This is a genomic window from Pseudomonas japonica, from assembly GCF_900188455.1.
Taxonomy (GTDB): domain Bacteria; phylum Pseudomonadota; class Gammaproteobacteria; order Pseudomonadales; family Pseudomonadaceae; genus Aquipseudomonas; species Aquipseudomonas japonica.
On record NZ_FZOL01000008.1, the window covers coordinates 180,775 to 195,451 of the forward strand.

The window sequence follows — 14,677 nt, forward strand, 5'->3', positions numbered from 1 at the left end:
GTCGCACCACGCCCGACGCTGAAGGAGCGCCCCACCATGATTCAGCCTGTCGCTGAACGTACACCCGCCGGTACCAGCTACCTGGACAGCGGCCAGGGCCAACCCGTGGTACTGATCCACGGCGTCGGCCTGAACAAAGAAATGTGGGGCGGACAGTTCGTCGGCCTCGCCAGCGATCATCGGGTCATCGCCTATGACATGCTCGGCCATGGCCAGAGCCCGCGTCCCGCCGCCGGTACCGGGCTGCAAGGCTACGCCGCGCAACTGCTCGAACTGCTCGACCATCTGCAGATTTCCCAGGCGACCGTGATCGGCTTCTCCATGGGCGGCCTGGTCGCCCGCGCCTTCGCCCTGCACTACCCGCAGCGCCTGTCCGCGCTGGTGGTGCTCAACAGCGTGTTCAACCGCAGCCCCGAGCAGAGCGCCGGGGTCATCGCCCGCGCCGCCCAGGCCGCCGAACACGGCCCCGACGCCAATGCCGAAGCGGCCCTGGCGCGCTGGTTCAGCCGTGAATACCAGGCGGCCAACCCGGCCCAGGTCGCGGCCATTCGCCAGACCCTGGCCGGCAACGACCCGCAGGGCTACCTGACCACCTACGAACTGTTCGCCACCCAGGACATGTACCGCGCCGATGACCTGGGCAGCATCCAGGTGCCGACCCTGATCGCCACCGGCGAGCACGACCTCGGTTCGACCCCGACCATGACCCGCGAACTGGCCGCGCGCATTCCCGGCGCGCAGAGCGTGGTCCTCGCCGAACAGCGGCATATGATGCCGGTGGAGTCGCCGCGCCTGGTCAACCAGATGCTCCTGGACTTCCTCGGGCACGCCCGAACCCTCTCCGATTCAGCCAAGGGGATCGTTGCATGACGCTCACTCGCTTCCAGATGTGCATCGACGGCCAATGGCTCGATGCCCACAACGGCAAGACCTTCGACAGCCTCGACCCGGCCACCGCGCAAGCCTGGGCGCAACTGCCCGATGCCGATGAAACCGACGTCGAAATCGCCGTCCAGGCCGCCCAGAAAGCCTTCGACAGCAAGGCCTGGCGCGCCCTCAGCGCCACCGCCCGGGGCAAGCTGCTGCGCCGCCTCGGCGACCTGATCGGCGAGAACAAGGAGCGCCTGGCCCAGCTGGAAAGCCGCGACAACGGCAAGCTGATCCGCGAGACCCGCGGCCAGGTCGGCTACCTGCCGGAGTTCTTCCACTACACCGCAGGCCTGGCCGACAAGCTCGAAGGCGGCACCCTGCCCCTGGACAAGCCCGACCTGTTCGCCTACACCGTGCACGAGCCGATCGGCGTGGTCGCCGCGATCATTCCGTGGAACAGCCCGCTGTACCTCACCGCGATCAAGCTGGCCCCGGCCCTGGCCGCCGGCAACACCATCGTCATCAAGCCGTCCGAGCACGCCTCGGCGACCATCCTCGAACTGGCCCGCCTGGCCCTCGAGGCCGGCATCCCGGCCGGCGTGGTCAACGTCGTCACCGGCTACGGTCCGAGCACCGGCGCGGCCCTCACCCGCCATCCGCTGGTGCGCAAGATCGCCTTCACCGGCGGCGCCGCCACCGCCCGTCACGTGGTGCGCAGCAGCGCCGAGAACTTCGCCAAGCTGTCGCTGGAGCTGGGTGGCAAGTCGCCGAACATCATCTTCGCCGACGCCGACCTGGACAGCGCCATCAACGGCGCCGTGGCCGGCATCTACGCCGCCTCCGGGCAGAGCTGCGTCGCGGGTTCGCGCCTGCTGGTGCAGGACGAGATCTTCGACGAATTCGTCGAGCGCCTGATCGAGCGGGCCAAGCGCATCCGCATCGGCAACCCGCAGGACGAGGCCAGCGAGATGGGCCCGATGGCCACCGCCCAGCAACTGGCCGTGGTCGAAGGCCTGGTCGCCGCGGCCAATGCCGAAGGCGCGCGCCTGCGCATGGGCGGCAAGCGTGCCGAGGTCGAGGGCGACGGCTGGTTCTACGAGCCGACCCTGTTCGAGTGCGACAGCAACTCGATGAAGATCATGCAGGAAGAGGTGTTCGGCCCGGTCGCGGCGGTGATCCGCTTCAAGACCGAGGAAGAGGCCCTGGCCATCGCCAACGACTCGCAGTTCGGCCTCGCCGCCGGCATCTGGACCCGCGACCTGGGCCGCGCCCACCGCCTGGCCCGCGACGTGCGTTCGGGGATCATCTGGGTCAACACCTACCGCGCGGTGTCGGCCATGGCGCCGATCGGCGGCTTCAAGAACAGTGGTTATGGCCGCGAAAGCGGTATCGACTCGGTGCTGGCCTACACGGAACTGAAAACGGTGTGGATCAACCTCTCCACCGCGCCCATGCCCGACCCCTTCGTGATGCGTTGACAGGTGAACTGACATGATCGAACCCGGCATCTACAAAGACGTGATGGGCTCCTTCCCGTCCGGCGTGACCATCGTCACCACGCTGGATGCCGAGGGCGGCATCGTCGGCATCACCGCCAGCGCCTTCAGCGCGCTGTCGATCGAACCGGCGCTGGTGCTGTTCTGCCCCAACTACGCCTCCGACACCTACCCGATCCTGCGTGACAGCAAGCGCTTCGCCATCCACCTGCTGGCCGCCGGCCAGACCGCCGAGGCCTATGCCTTCGCCGGGAAAGGCAAGGACAAGGCCAGGGGCATCGACTGGCAGCTCAGCGAACTGGGCAACCCGGTGCTGGCCAACGCCACGGCGGTGATCGAGTGCGAACTGTGGCGCGAATACGACGGTGGCGACCACGCCATCATCGTCGGCGAGGTGAAGAACCTGATCCTGCCCGAGCAGCCGGTGACGCCGATGGTCTACCACAAGGGAAAACTGGGGGCGCTACCGCCCCTGGGTTGAAACAACGGCTGGCGATATCCGCCGTAGGAGCTGGCTTGCCTGCGAAGGACCGCGCAGCGGTCCCGGTTCCTGATCTACAGCCAGGCCAATGGTCTTTATCCGGCTTCGGATCGGGAACCGGGACCGTTTCACGGTCCTTCGCAGGCAAGCCAGCTCCTACGGCGGATATCGCCAGCACCCCGTTTTTAGAACCAATGCAGGAACCCACCGGCATGAGCAACGAAAAGTACGAGAAAGGCCTCGCCATCCGCACCCAGGTGCTCGGCGAAGACTACGTCCAGCGTTCGATCCAGAACGCCGACGAGTTCAGCAAACCCTTGCAGGAACTGGTCACCGAATACTGCTGGGGCCATGTCTGGGGCCGCGATGGCTTATCGCTGAAAGAACGCAGCATGATAAACTTGGCAATGATTTCCGCGTTGAACCGGCCACACGAACTCAAGCTGCACATCCGCGGCGCCTTGCGCAACGGGCTGAGTCGTGAACAAATACGCGAGATTCTCCTTCAGGTCGGTATCTATTGCGGTGTTCCCGCGGCCGTGGACAGCTTCCGCCTGGCCCGCGAAGCCTTCGCCGAGGCCGACTCGGAGTCAACCAGTTAAACACTGGCTGTTCGTAACCACCGCAGGGAGCACCCGGTTGTCGAGTGCTCCGATGTCGCTGGCAACAGCCAATTTCAGAGCGCAGACGATGAAACGCCAGCCACTCGACGACACCTTCAAGGTCAACCGCAACCCCGTTACCCTGCGCGAAATCGTGCTGGACAAACTGCGCAGCGCGATCATGAACTTCCACCTCCTCCCCGGCGACCGCCTGGTCGAACGCGATCTGTGCGACCGCCTCGGGGTCAGCCGTACCTCGGTACGCGAGGCCCTGCGCCACCTGGAGTCCGAAGGCCTGGTGGAGTTCGCCGACGCCAAGGGCCCGCGCGTGGCCATCATCACCCTCGAAGACGCCCGCGACATCTACGAGCTGCGCTGCGTGCTCGAAGGCCTGATCGTCCAGCTGTTCACCCTCAATGCCAAGGCCAAGGACATCCGCGCCCTGGAAAAGGCCCTCGAAGAGAACCGCAACGCCCTCACCGACGGCGAGCTGCAACAGGTGCTGGACTCGGTGCAGGGTTTCTACGACGTGCTCCTGGAAGGCTCCGGCAACCACGTCGCCGCCACCCAGCTGCGCCAGTTGCAGGCGCGCATCAGCTACCTGCGCGCCACCTCGGTGTCCCAGGAGAACCGCCGCGGCGCCAGCAACCAGGAAATGGAAAAGATCGTCGAGGCGATCAAGAGCGGCGACCCGCTGGCCGCGCACCAGGCCTCGGTGGACCACGTCCGCGCCGCGGCCAAAGTGGCCCTCGACTACCTGCGCTCGAAGCAGGAAGACGCCGGCAAGATCCGTGAAATCGCCACGCCCATCGCCCTCAAAGAACCCCGCATAGGTCGCTGATCATGCCCGCCGTCCCGCGTTTCTGCCCGCAATGCTCCGCCGCGCTGCACCAGGGACGGCCGGACGGCGATACCCACGAGCGCCTGATGTGCGCCGGCTGCGGCTACATCCACTACGTCAATCCGAAGATCATCGCCGGCTGCATCATCGAGCGCGACGGCAAGTACCTGCTCTGCCAGCGCGCCATCCCGCCGCGCCCGGGCACCTGGACCCTGCCGGCGGGCTTCATGGAAGCCGGGGAAACCACCGAACAGGCGGCCCTGCGCGAAGTCTGGGAAGAAACCGGGGTGCGCGCCGACATCGTCTCGCCCTACTCGATCTTCAGCGTGCCGAAGATCAGCGAGGTGTACATCATCTTCCGCGCGGTGGCCGTGGAGATCACCGGCGAGTATGGCCCGGAAACCATGGACTGCCGTTTCTTCGCCCCCGACGAAATTCCCTGGGACGCCATCTACTACCCGGCGATCCGGCAGATCCTCGAACGCTACATCGAGGAACGCCAGGCCGGGGTCTATGGCATCTACATGGGCAACGACGACAGCGGCAAGGTGCATTTCATACGCTGAGGCGCTCGCGCATGAACTCGATCAGCGCCTGCACCGGCCGCGCGCTCTGCCGGTGTTGCGGGTAGACCGCGGAAAGCTGCAACGGCTCGGGCGCGAAGCTCTCCAGCACGGGCACCAGGTGCCCCGCCGCCAGCGCATCGCCGACGATGAAGGTCGGCAGATAGGTAATCCCCATGCCCTTGATCGCCGCGTCGCGCAGCAGCTCGCCGTTGTTCGCGCGCATCCGCCCGCACACCGTCACCACCCTGGCCTTGCCCTGCTCGACGAAACGCCACTGCACCTGGCGGCCATGGCCGTAGGGCAGGCAGTCGTGGTTCGCCAGTTCGTCCGGGCGTGACGGCGTGCCCTTGCGCGCGAGGTAATCCGGACTCGCGCAGTAGACCCGTTCGATGGCCGCCAGACGACGGGCGATCAGGGTCGAGTCCTCCAGCACGCCGATGCGCAGCGCCAGGTCGTAGCCTTCGCCGAGCAGGTCCACCGAGCGATCGCTCAGGTCCACCTCGACACTGACCTGCGGGTAGCGCTGGAGAAACTCCGGCAGCAGGCAGCCCAGATGGGCCACGGCGAACGACAACGGCGCACTGACCCGCACGGTGCCGCGCGGTTCGCTGGTCTGCCCGGTGATCCCCTGCTCCACCTGCTCGACCTCGCTGAGCAGGCGCAGCGCCGATTCGTAATAGCTCTGGCCCAGTGGTGTGGGATCGAGGCGGCGGGTCGAGCGGTTGAGCAGACGCACGCCCAGGCGCTCCTCCAGGGCCATCAGCCGGCGGCTGACGAACTGCTTGGACAGGCCCAGCTGGTCGGCGGCGGCGGTGAAACTGCCAGACTCCATGACCTGGGAAAAGATACGCATGTCTTCGAACGGGTTCATTGTCACTTCCTGGTGGACAGTAAAACGCTTTATAGCCGCTTTTTCGCTTTTTCGCATCCCAATAATCTAGCCACACCTTACGACCCCACTCATTGCGAAGAAAAGGAATCTGCACATGAACATCCTCAACAAGACCCTCGGCGCCACCCTCCTCGCCCTCTCCGTCGGCAACGCCTTCGCCGCCGGCAGCCCGGGTGTCGAACACACCACCCAGGCCTTCCTCGAAGCGCTGGAAAAAGCCGGCGGCAAACCGCTGGAGCAGCTCCCGCCGAAGGACGCCCGCGCGGTGCTCAGCGGCGCCCAGGCCTCGGTGCAGGTCGACCTGTCCGGCATCGAGGTCAGCGAGAAGATCATCGGCGTCGGCCAGGACAAGCTGACCCTGAAGATCGTGCGCCCGGCCAAGGTCGCCGGCGAGTTGCCGGTGTTCATGTTCTTCCACGGCGGCGGCTGGGTCCTCGGCGACTTCCCGACCCACCAGCGGCTGATCCGCGACCTGGTGGTCGGCTCCGGCGCGGTGGCGGTCTACGTCGATTACACGCCATCGCCCGAAGCCCACTACCCGACCGCGATCAACCAGGCCTACGCCGCCACCCAGTGGGTCGCCGAGCACGGCAAGGAGATCGGTGTCGACAGCCAGCGCCTGGCGGTGGCCGGCAACAGTGTCGGCGGCAACATGGCGGCGGTGGTCGCGCTGCTGGCCAAGGAACGGAAAACCCCGGCCCTGCGCTTCCAGTTGCTGCTCTGGCCGGTGACCGATGCCAACTTCGAAACCGCCTCGTACCAGCAGTTCGCCAACGGTCACTTCCTCACCCGCAGCGTGATGAACTGGTTCTGGGACAGCTACACCACCGATCAGGGTGAGCGCGCGCAGATCCATGCCTCACCGCTGCGCGCCAGTGTCGAACAGCTCAAGGGCCTGCCGCCGGCACTGGTGCAGACCGCCGAGCTCGACGTTCTGCGCGACGAAGGCGAAGCCTATGCCCGCAAGCTGGACGCCGCCGGGGTGACGGTGACCGCGGTGCGCTACAACGGCATGATCCACGACTACGGCCTGCTCAACCCGCTGGCCAGGGTGCCCGCGGTGCAGGCGGCGATGCGTCAGGCGGCACTGGAACTGAAGACGCACCTGAACTGATGACCCTGGAAATCGGAGGGGCCGCGAATGCGGCCCCTTTTGTTTCTTGGATTGCCGCCCTTGGTAGAAGATCTGCACCGCTCCCACAGGGCCCGCGCCTTACTTCAGCGCCGCATAACTGTTCATCAGATTGCGGTAGTTCGGCAGGCGCTGCGACAGCAGGTTGCCCAGCCCTTCGATGTCGTTGCGCCAGTCACGGTGCAGCTCGCAGGCCACGGCGAACCAGTTCATCAGTTGCGCACCGGCCGCGCTCATGCGCGCCCAGGCGGCCTGCTGCACGGTCTCGTTGAAGGTGCCGGAGGCGTCGGTGACGACGAACACGTCATAGCCCTCGGCCAGCGCCGACAGGGTCGGGAAGGCCACGCAGACATCGGTCACCACGCCGGCGATGATCAGTTGCTTGCGGCCCGTCGCCTTGATCGCCTTGACGAAGTCCTCGTTGTCCCAGGCGTTGATCTGGCCTGGACGGGCGATGTACGGCGCATCCGGGAACTGCTCCTTCAGCTCCGGCACCAGCGGGCCGTTGGGACCCTGTTCGAAGCTGGTGGTGAGGATGGTCGGCAGGCCGAAGAACTTCGCCAGGTCACCCAGGGCCAGGACGTTGTTCTTGAACTCGTTCGGCGAGAAATCCTGCACCAGGGAAATCAGCCCGGTCTGGTGATCCACCAGCAACACCACGGCATCGTCTTTGTTCAGGCGTTTGTAGTCGTTGCTCATCTCATGACTCCTCTGCATTGAATGAGGCGCAGGCCCCTGCCCGCGCCGGGGTGGAACTCAGAAAGCGAAGCAGGAACAGCCGAAGGCGCCCCAGAAGCCCTGGAAGTCGCTGACCGGAACATTGGCCAGGCGCGCCCGCTCATGGCTGTGCGAATGCACCGCGCACGGCCCGCTGCACTGGTGCACCTGGGCCTGCAGCGGCGCGGTCGGGCGCCAGTGCCCCGGGACCTTGGCCACCGGCGACCAGTCCGGCAGCACCGGGATCTGCTTCGGTCCCAGCGGCCCGAAGTCACCGGCGCCGTAGACCACCTTGCCGCCGACCACGGTCAGCACCGACTCGATCCACTTGATGGCTTCTTCCTCGACGCTGAAGAAGTCGGCGCTGAGCACCGCGACGTCGGCCAGTTGACCGACCTTGATCTGGCCCTTCCTGCCCTGGTCCGAGGAGAACCAGGCGCTGCCGTGGGTGAACAGTTCCAGGGCGGTCGAGCGCGGCAGGCCTTCCTGATGCAGGGCCAGGCCGCCGACGGTGCGGCCGCTGACCATCCAGTACAGCGAGGTCCACGGGTTGTAGCTGGACACTCGCGTGGCGTCGGTGCCGGCGCCCACCGGCACGCCCTCGGCGAGCATGCGCTTGATCGGCGGCGTGGCCTCGGCGGCCTTGGCGCCATAGCGATCGACGAAGTACTCGCCCTGGAAGGCCATGCGGTCCTGGATGGCGATACCGCCACCGAGGGCGCGGACCCGCTCGATATTGCGCGGGGTGATGGTCTCGGCGTGATCGAAGAACCACGGCAGGCCGTTGAACGGAATATCGCGGTCGACTTTCTCGAACACATCGAGCATGCGGCTGATGGACTCGTCGTAGGTGGCGTGCAGGCGGAACGGCCAGCGCTGCTCGACCAGGTGGCGCACCACCGGCTCCAGGTCCTGCTCCATGGATGGCGCGAGGTCCGGACGCGGTTCGAGGAAGTCCTCGAAGTCGGCGGCGGAAAACACCAACATCTCGCCGGCACCGTTGTGGCGCAGCATGTCGTCGCCCTGGCGCAGCTTGACGCTGCCGGTCCAGTTCCTGAAGTCGGCCAGTTCCTCTTTGGGCTTCTGGGTGAACAGGTTGTAGGCGATGCGCACGGTCAACTGGTCCTCACGGGCCAGGTGCTCGATCACCTCGTAGTCGTCCGGGTAGTTCTGGAAGCCGCCGCCGGCATCGATGGCGCTGGTCAGGCCAAGACGATTGAGTTCGCGCATGAACTGGCGGGTCGAGTTGATCTGGTAGTCCAGCGGCAGCTTCGGTCCCTTGGCCAGGGTCGAGTAGAGGATCATCGCGTTGGGCCGCGCCACCAGCATGCCGGTCGGCTCGCCACGGGCATCGCGGACGATCTCGCCACCCGGCGGGTTCGGCGTGTCCCGGGTGTAGCCGGCGACCCGCAGCGCAGCGCGGTTGAGCAGCGCGCGGTCGTACAGGTGGAGGACGAACACCGGAGTGTCCGGCGCCGCCTGGTTGAGTTCTTCCAGGGTCGGCATGCGTTTTTCGGCGAACTGGAATTCGTTCCAGCCACCGACCACCCGCACCCATTGCGGCGTCGGCGTGCGCGCGGCCTGGTCCTTGAGCATGCGCAGGGCGTCGGCCAGCGACGGCACGCCTTCCCAGCGCAGTTCCAGGTTGTAGTTGAGGCCGCCACGGATCAGGTGCAGGTGCGAGTCGTTGAGGCCGGGAATCGCACAGCGGCCCTTGAGGTCGATGACCTGGGTCGCGTCGCCGCGCGTGGCCATGACCCGGGCATCGCTGCCAACGGCGAGGAAACGCCCGTCCTTGATCGCCACCGCGGTGGCCTCGGGACTCTCGCGGTCCACGGTGTGGAACCGGCCATTGAACAGAATCAGATCGGCATTCATTGCGGGTCCTTGGTCAGGGTTGAAGGAGGCGAAGGACAGCCGCGGCAGCAGCGCCGCGGCGGCGGTCAGCAGCGAACCGGCCAGCAGGTGGCGACGGGTCGGGTCGTTGCGGTCATTCCTGTCGGTCATGGCCGTTCTCCGCTGCGCCCTGCAGCCATGGCGCGAACAGGCGGGTCGCCGCCGGCATGCAGACGTAGACCACCGAGAGCACGATGGTCAGGGTGATGAGCAAGGTGGCGACGAAGTAGCTGGACAGCCACGGGTGGAGCTTGAGCAGCGGTTGCCATGCCAGCGGCACCAGCAGGGTGTGCGGGAGAATCACCAGCAGCGTCACCAGCGCCTGTTTCCAGCGCGGCGGCGGCGCGCTGGCGGTGTCGCTCGGTGGGGTGAACCAGAACTCCTTGAACGGATGCAGCTCGACCTGGTCGCCGTCGGCCAGCATCGCTTCGGCCTGGCTGACCAGCTCGCGGCGCTCGGCGGAATCGAGCCAGGCCTGCAGGGCCTCGACCGAGCTGTAGCGCAGCACGCTGGTGAAGGTATGCAGGCCACCGTCACGCCCGCGCACCACATCGACGCCGAGGTGACCGGGACGCTGCGCGGCGGTGCTCACCGTCTGTCGCAGCCAGCCCTCGTAGGCGGCTTCGTGGCCGGCCTTGATACGGTGACGCACCACCAGGGTCACCCCTTCACCGGCAGTCGCGGCAACCTGGTGTGCGTCGGGCCGCAACATGGATGATTCAGTCATGCGAAGTTCCCCCGTTAGCGCTTGATCCAGTGGATTCTTGGGCGTGAAGCGGGTGAGGCACGAGTTAATCGTTGTTAATTATCCCCCCATGCGGCGTAGTGTCTTTCCTCCGGGTCGGGGCGAACACCCCTGGATACTGGGGTGACGAGCGAAGCGGTACAAGCGTAGTCGTCCGGGGTGGCAGGTATCCAAGTTGCAGGCGTTGCGTTGCTGCGCAAACCCGCCCAACATGCGCGCAAGCCACGGATTAGAGCCCTCTGCGAGGGTCTGCCGATAGTCGGGAACCAGCGTCGGGAGTGAAAGTGTGAGCCGCAACCGTGAACAGGCCGTGCAGTTCGGCCCCTATCGGGTCTATCCCGGCCAGCGCCTGATCGTCGAGAACGATCGCCCCCTGCGCCTGGGACGCCGCGCCATGGACATCCTGCTGGTGCTGCTGGAGCAGCCCGGCGAGGTGATCGGCAAGCAGCAGTTGCTGGCACGGGTCTGGCCCGACAGCGTGGTCGAGGAGATCAGCCTGCGGGTGCATATCGCCGCACTGCGCAAGGCCCTCGGCGATGGCCAGGGCGGCCAGCGCTACATCGTCACCGTGGCCCAGCGTGGCTACAGCTTCGTCGCCGCGCTGGCGCAAGCACGGGAGCTGCCGGCACCGGCCAGCGGCGAGGTCCGGCACAACCTGCCGCCGCGGCGCACGCGCCTGATCGGCCGCCAGGTGCTGGTCAACCAGTTGCTCGGCCAGTTGACCCGTCAGCGCCTGCTGACCCTCGCCGGCCCCGGCGGCATCGGCAAGACCACCGTGGCCCTGCGTGTCGCCGAACAACTGCTCGGGCAGTACCACGACGGCGTGCACCTGCTCGACCTGAGCCCGTTGAACAGCCCCTCGACCATCGTCAGCAACCTGGCCGGCGTGCTCGGCCTGACCCTGCCCGACCAGGCGCCGCTGGAGGCACTGTGCGCCTGGCTGCGCGAGCGCGAGTTGCTGCTGCTGATCGACAACGCCGAACACCTGGTGGACTCGGTCGCCACCCTGGTCGAACACCTGCTGCGCTGCGCGCCACACTTGCGCATCCTGGTCACCAGCCGCGAAAGCCTGCGCGCCGAGGGCGAATGCCTGCAGCGTCTGGAGGCCCTCGAATGCCCCAGCGCCGAAACGCTGTACGACCCACCACAGGCCCTGGGTTTCGGCGCGGTGCAACTGTTCGTCGAACGGGCCATGGCCAGCCGGGAAAGTTTCGAACTGAACACGGACAACCTGGACACGGTCATCGCCATCTGCCGCCATCTCGACGGCATCCCCCTGGCCCTGGAACTGGCCGCCGCGCAACTGGACAACCTCGGCCTCGACGGCCTGCTCGCCGACCTGCGCCGCCACCTGGTCCCGTCCGCCAGCGACGAACAGCGTCAGCACCTGCTCACCGCCACCCTCGACTGGAGCTTCCAGTTGCTGGCCGACAGCGAACGCACCTGCCTGCGCCGCCTCAGCGTGTTTCGCGGCGCCTTCAGCCTGGCCTCGGCGCAGGCCCTGGCCGCGGGTGAACGGCTCGCTCCCGAGCAGGTGCTGGATGCGGTGAGCCAACTGGTCGGCAAGTCGCTGCTCAATGTCGATGTCGGCGACGAGGACGTGTTCTATCGCATGCTCGATACCACCCGCTGCTATGCCCTGGGCAAACTGCAACAGGCCGGCGAACTGCCAGCCGCGCAGAAACGCCACGCCGAGCGTTGCCTGGCGGTGATGCAGCAGGCCGAAAGCGAATGGGCGCAAACCGCCGCCGAGCAATGGCTGGAGCGCTACTCGCGGGGCCTCGACGACCTGCGCGCGGCGCTCGAATGGAGTTTCGCCAGTGGCGACGCCGGGTTGCTCGGCGCCCGCCTGACCGCGGCGTCGGCGCCCCTCTGGCAGGAGCTGTCGCTGCTCGCCGAGCACGGCCGGCATATCCGCAAGGCCCTGCGCCGCCTCGACAGCGAGGCGCATCCGGGCTGGCACCTGCACATCGACCTGAAACTGGCCATGGGCACCTTCAGCTATCACGGCCAGGGCGGCACCGCCCAGACTCTGGAAGCCTTCGCCAGCGCCCGCGAACTGGCCGAGCGCCACGGCGATCTGCCCGGCCAGTTGCGGGCGATTTCCGGGCACATGGCGGTGAATCTGTACCGTGGCGAATACCGCCAGGCCCTGCGCCTGAGCCGTGATTTCGACCAGCGCGGCCCGGCCGAGGATCCCTTGCTGGCCCTCAGCGCCCAGCGCCTGCGCGGGCTCGGCCTGCACTTCAGCGGCGACCAGGCGGACGCCCGCCGCGAAGCCGAGGATGCCCTGCAGCGCATGGCCCACAGCGGCCGCCTGAACCGCTTCACCCAGGGCTTCGGCGTGCAGTACGACCAGAGCGTCGCCGCCCTCACCCTGCTGGCGCGCATTCTCTGGCTGCAGGGCCTGCCGGAGCAGGCCGCGCGCACCGCCGACCAGGCACTGAGCCTGGCCCTGCGGATCAACCATGGCACCACGCTGTGCTACACCCTGGCCCTGAGTGGCTGCGTCATCCCTTGGTACAACGGCGAGCGGGATCTGGCCCGGGAGCGGGTGGCCCTGCTGCGCGAGCAGGCGCTTCGCCATGCGCTGTGGCTGTTCCAGGATTGGGCCGGGCATTACACCCAGGCCCTGGAGGACGCCGCGCCGTTGCCGAGCAGCCCGCCCGGCCTGCTCGGCGACCTGCTGGCGACCCTGGTGCCGGGGCGCGTGGATGCCGGGCAACTGGCCCGCGCCCACAGCGGCGAGGCCGGCTGGGCCAGCGCCGCCCTGCTCTGCTCGCATGCCGCGCGGTTGCTCGCCGGCGACCAGCGCCAGGAAGCCGAGGCGCTGCTGCTCAAGGCCCTGGGCATCGCGCGCCGGCAGCAGGCGCTGGCCTGGGAGCTGCGCAGTGCCCGCGCCCTGGCGCAACTGTGGCTGGACGACGGTCGACCGTTGCCGGCGCGGCAACTGCTGGCACCGGTGTACGCGCGCTTCAGCGAAGGTTTCGCCAGCACCGAACTGGTTCAGGCCGGGCATCTGCTGCAACGCTTGCCAGCCCGCGAGACAGCACCGGGCCGCTATACCAACTGAGCGTGGCGCTGGACATACCAGCGGGTGCTGTTGAGCACGCGATAGCGCGATGGCGCCTCGGCCACCGTGAGCAACGACTTGGCCGCCAGTTGCTCGACCGCCCGCACCGCGCGCAGCGGCCCGATGCCATCGGCGGCGACATGGGCCACCGCCTGCTCCAGGTCGAAGGGGCGTGGCAACTGCGCCAACCGCTGCAGCACCCGCTGTTCGATTTCCGGCAGGCGCTGGAAACTCCAGTCCAGCGCCGCGCACAGCGACTGATGGCGGGCCGCGGCGGTGCGCCGACCGCGATTGAGCACCTGCAGGCCGGCCTCCAGTTGCGCGCGCAGGCCCACCAGACCTAGCACGTCGATCTGTGCCGCCGCCAGCTCCAGCGCCAGCGGCAGGCCGTCCAGGCGCCGGCAGATTTCCCGGAGCGGCTTGAGGTCTTGCGGACGCAGGCGGAAGTCGGCCTGACGGGCCTGGGCACAGCTGACGAACAGGCGTACCGCGGCATAGCACATGAACTGTTCGACACTGTGTCCGTCGCTACTGGGCGGCACCGCCAGCGGCAGCAGCGACAACAGGGTTTCCCCACGAATGCGCAGCGGCTCGCGGCTCACCGCGAGGATCGTCACCCCCGGCGCCAGTGCCAGCAGCGCCTCGGCCAGGCGCCGGCTGCCCTGGGGCAGTGCCTCGCAGTGGTCCAGCACCAGCAGCAGGTGACGCTCCAGCAGATAGCCGGGCAGACCGCCGAGCGGACAGTCGTCGCAGGGCTCCAGGCCCTGTTCGCGCAGCAGATTGGCCACAGCCTGGGCGGGGCACTGCGCCTGGGCGAAATCGATCAGCCAGACACCGTCGCGCCAGCGGCGCAGCTGCGCTTCGGCGGCGCCCAGGGCCAGGGCAGTCTTGCCGACCCCGACCGGGCCGCCGAGGGTGACCAGGCGCCGTTGCGTCAGCAGCCGATCGAGGGCCGCCAGCTCATCGTCGCGACCGACCAGACGCGTCAGGCGGGTCGGCAGATTGTGGCTGGCGACACTGCCTTCGTGACGTACCGCGGCGACGAAGCGGTAGCCCTGCCCCGGCACATTGACGATGAAACCCTCGCCGAGGACGCGGCGCAGCGCGGCGATATGCACCCGCAGGTTGATCTCCTCGACCACGCTGTGAGGCCAGATACGGGCGATCAGGGTGTGCTTGTCGACCACCGCACCGGGGCGTTCGAGCAACACCTGGAGAATGTCCATGGCCCGCCCGCCGATGCGCAGCGGCTCGGCGCCATCGAGCAGTTGGCGCTGTCGGGTGCGCAACGTGTAGCGACCGAAACGCAGCACCGCGTCGTTGCCGGAAATACTGGCGAGCGCACCCAAGACCTTTCACCTCCTGC

Annotated in this window: 13 protein-coding genes; 8 read left to right on the top strand and 5 right to left on the bottom strand. The window is 67.5% G+C overall.

Annotated features, from left to right (window positions below; genetic code table 11):
- Positions 1 to 36 precede the first annotated feature (36 nt).
- The 6 genes from CHB99_RS12490 (at position 37) to CHB99_RS12515 (ending at position 4,856) form a co-directional block, all read left to right on the top strand.
- Positions 37 to 870 carry an alpha/beta fold hydrolase gene (locus CHB99_RS12490; RefSeq protein WP_042128963.1) on the top strand — a complete coding sequence of 278 codons (834 nt, stop codon included), beginning with the start codon at positions 37 to 39 and terminating at the stop codon, positions 868 to 870.
- The gene (locus CHB99_RS12495; RefSeq protein ID WP_042128960.1) at positions 867 to 2,348 is read left to right on the top strand and encodes an aldehyde dehydrogenase; all 1,482 of its coding nucleotides are present in this window, start codon (positions 867 to 869) and stop codon (positions 2,346 to 2,348) included. Before CHB99_RS12490 ends, CHB99_RS12495 begins: the two co-directional genes overlap by 4 nt.
- Positions 2,349 to 2,361: 13 nt before the next feature.
- Positions 2,362 to 2,847 (top strand): flavin reductase family protein, encoded by a 486-nt coding sequence (locus CHB99_RS12500; protein WP_042128958.1) that lies wholly within the window; start codon positions 2,362 to 2,364, stop codon positions 2,845 to 2,847.
- A gap of 212 nt (positions 2,848 to 3,059) precedes the next feature.
- Positions 3,060 to 3,449, top strand: a complete 390-nt coding sequence (locus CHB99_RS12505) for a carboxymuconolactone decarboxylase family protein (RefSeq protein WP_042128956.1) — start codon at positions 3,060 to 3,062, stop codon at positions 3,447 to 3,449.
- An 88-nt stretch (positions 3,450 to 3,537) separates the two neighbouring features.
- A complete protein-coding gene (locus CHB99_RS12510; RefSeq protein ID WP_042128954.1) occupies positions 3,538 to 4,290 on the top strand; it encodes a GntR family transcriptional regulator in 753 nt (250 codons plus the stop codon).
- A gap of 2 nt (positions 4,291 to 4,292) precedes the next feature.
- Positions 4,293 to 4,856, top strand: coding sequence for an NUDIX hydrolase (locus CHB99_RS12515; protein ID WP_042128952.1), 564 nt, complete (start codon positions 4,293 to 4,295; stop codon positions 4,854 to 4,856).
- Here the strand turns inward: CHB99_RS12515 and CHB99_RS12520 are convergent.
- Positions 4,846 to 5,727, bottom strand: coding sequence for a LysR family transcriptional regulator (locus CHB99_RS12520; protein WP_042128950.1), 882 nt, complete (start codon positions 5,725 to 5,727; stop codon positions 4,846 to 4,848). The two genes, CHB99_RS12515 and CHB99_RS12520, sit on opposite strands and share 11 nt — an antisense overlap.
- 115 nt (positions 5,728 to 5,842) lie before the next feature.
- On the opposite strand from CHB99_RS12520, the gene CHB99_RS12525 reads away from it, so the two are divergent.
- Positions 5,843 to 6,862, top strand: a complete 1,020-nt coding sequence (locus CHB99_RS12525) for an alpha/beta hydrolase (RefSeq protein ID WP_042128948.1) — start codon at positions 5,843 to 5,845, stop codon at positions 6,860 to 6,862.
- Between the two features lie 99 nt (positions 6,863 to 6,961).
- On the opposite strand, the gene ycaC is transcribed toward CHB99_RS12525, so the two are convergent.
- The 3 genes from ycaC to CHB99_RS12540 form a co-directional block, all read right to left on the bottom strand.
- Positions 6,962 to 7,579, bottom strand: coding sequence for an isochorismate family cysteine hydrolase YcaC (gene ycaC / locus CHB99_RS12530; protein ID WP_042128946.1), 618 nt, complete (start codon positions 7,577 to 7,579; stop codon positions 6,962 to 6,964).
- A gap of 57 nt (positions 7,580 to 7,636) precedes the next feature.
- Entirely contained in the window at positions 7,637 to 9,475 is a 1,839-nt protein-coding gene (locus tag CHB99_RS12535) for an amidohydrolase (RefSeq protein ID WP_042128987.1), read from the bottom strand.
- Positions 9,476 to 9,587: 112 nt separating this feature from the next.
- A complete protein-coding gene (locus tag CHB99_RS12540) occupies positions 9,588 to 10,220 on the bottom strand; it encodes an antibiotic biosynthesis monooxygenase (protein WP_042128944.1) in 633 nt (210 codons plus the stop codon).
- Between the two features lie 304 nt (positions 10,221 to 10,524).
- On the opposite strand from CHB99_RS12540, the gene CHB99_RS12545 reads away from it, so the two are divergent.
- Entirely contained in the window at positions 10,525 to 13,311 is a 2,787-nt protein-coding gene (locus CHB99_RS12545; protein WP_042128941.1) for an ATP-binding protein, read from the top strand.
- Here CHB99_RS12545 and CHB99_RS12550 read toward each other — a convergent pair.
- On the bottom strand, positions 13,299 to 14,660 hold the full coding sequence (locus tag CHB99_RS12550; protein ID WP_052419538.1) for an ATP-binding protein: 1,362 nt from the start codon (positions 14,658 to 14,660) through the stop codon (positions 13,299 to 13,301). The two genes, CHB99_RS12545 and CHB99_RS12550, sit on opposite strands and share 13 nt — an antisense overlap.
- Positions 14,661 to 14,677 lie beyond the last annotated feature (17 nt).

Coding starts and splice junctions, on each gene's coding strand:
- CHB99_RS12535 (WP_042128987.1), bottom strand. CDS start 9,475: ATGAATGCCGATCTGATTCTGTTCAATGGCCGGTTCCACACCGTGGAC.
- CHB99_RS12525 (WP_042128948.1), top strand. CDS start 5,843: ATGAACATCCTCAACAAGACCCTCGGCGCCACCCTCCTCGCCCTCTCC.
- CHB99_RS12495 (WP_042128960.1), top strand. CDS start 867: ATGACGCTCACTCGCTTCCAGATGTGCATCGACGGCCAATGGCTCGAT.
- CHB99_RS12505 (WP_042128956.1), top strand. CDS start 3,060: ATGAGCAACGAAAAGTACGAGAAAGGCCTCGCCATCCGCACCCAGGTG.
- CHB99_RS12510 (WP_042128954.1), top strand. CDS start 3,538: ATGAAACGCCAGCCACTCGACGACACCTTCAAGGTCAACCGCAACCCC.
- CHB99_RS12500 (WP_042128958.1), top strand. CDS start 2,362: ATGATCGAACCCGGCATCTACAAAGACGTGATGGGCTCCTTCCCGTCC.
- ycaC (WP_042128946.1), bottom strand. CDS start 7,579: ATGAGCAACGACTACAAACGCCTGAACAAAGACGATGCCGTGGTGTTG.
- CHB99_RS12515 (WP_042128952.1), top strand. CDS start 4,293: ATGCCCGCCGTCCCGCGTTTCTGCCCGCAATGCTCCGCCGCGCTGCAC.
- CHB99_RS12490 (WP_042128963.1), top strand. CDS start 37: ATGATTCAGCCTGTCGCTGAACGTACACCCGCCGGTACCAGCTACCTG.
- CHB99_RS12540 (WP_042128944.1), bottom strand. CDS start 10,220: ATGACTGAATCATCCATGTTGCGGCCCGACGCACACCAGGTTGCCGCG.
- CHB99_RS12520 (WP_042128950.1), bottom strand. CDS start 5,727: ATGAACCCGTTCGAAGACATGCGTATCTTTTCCCAGGTCATGGAGTCT.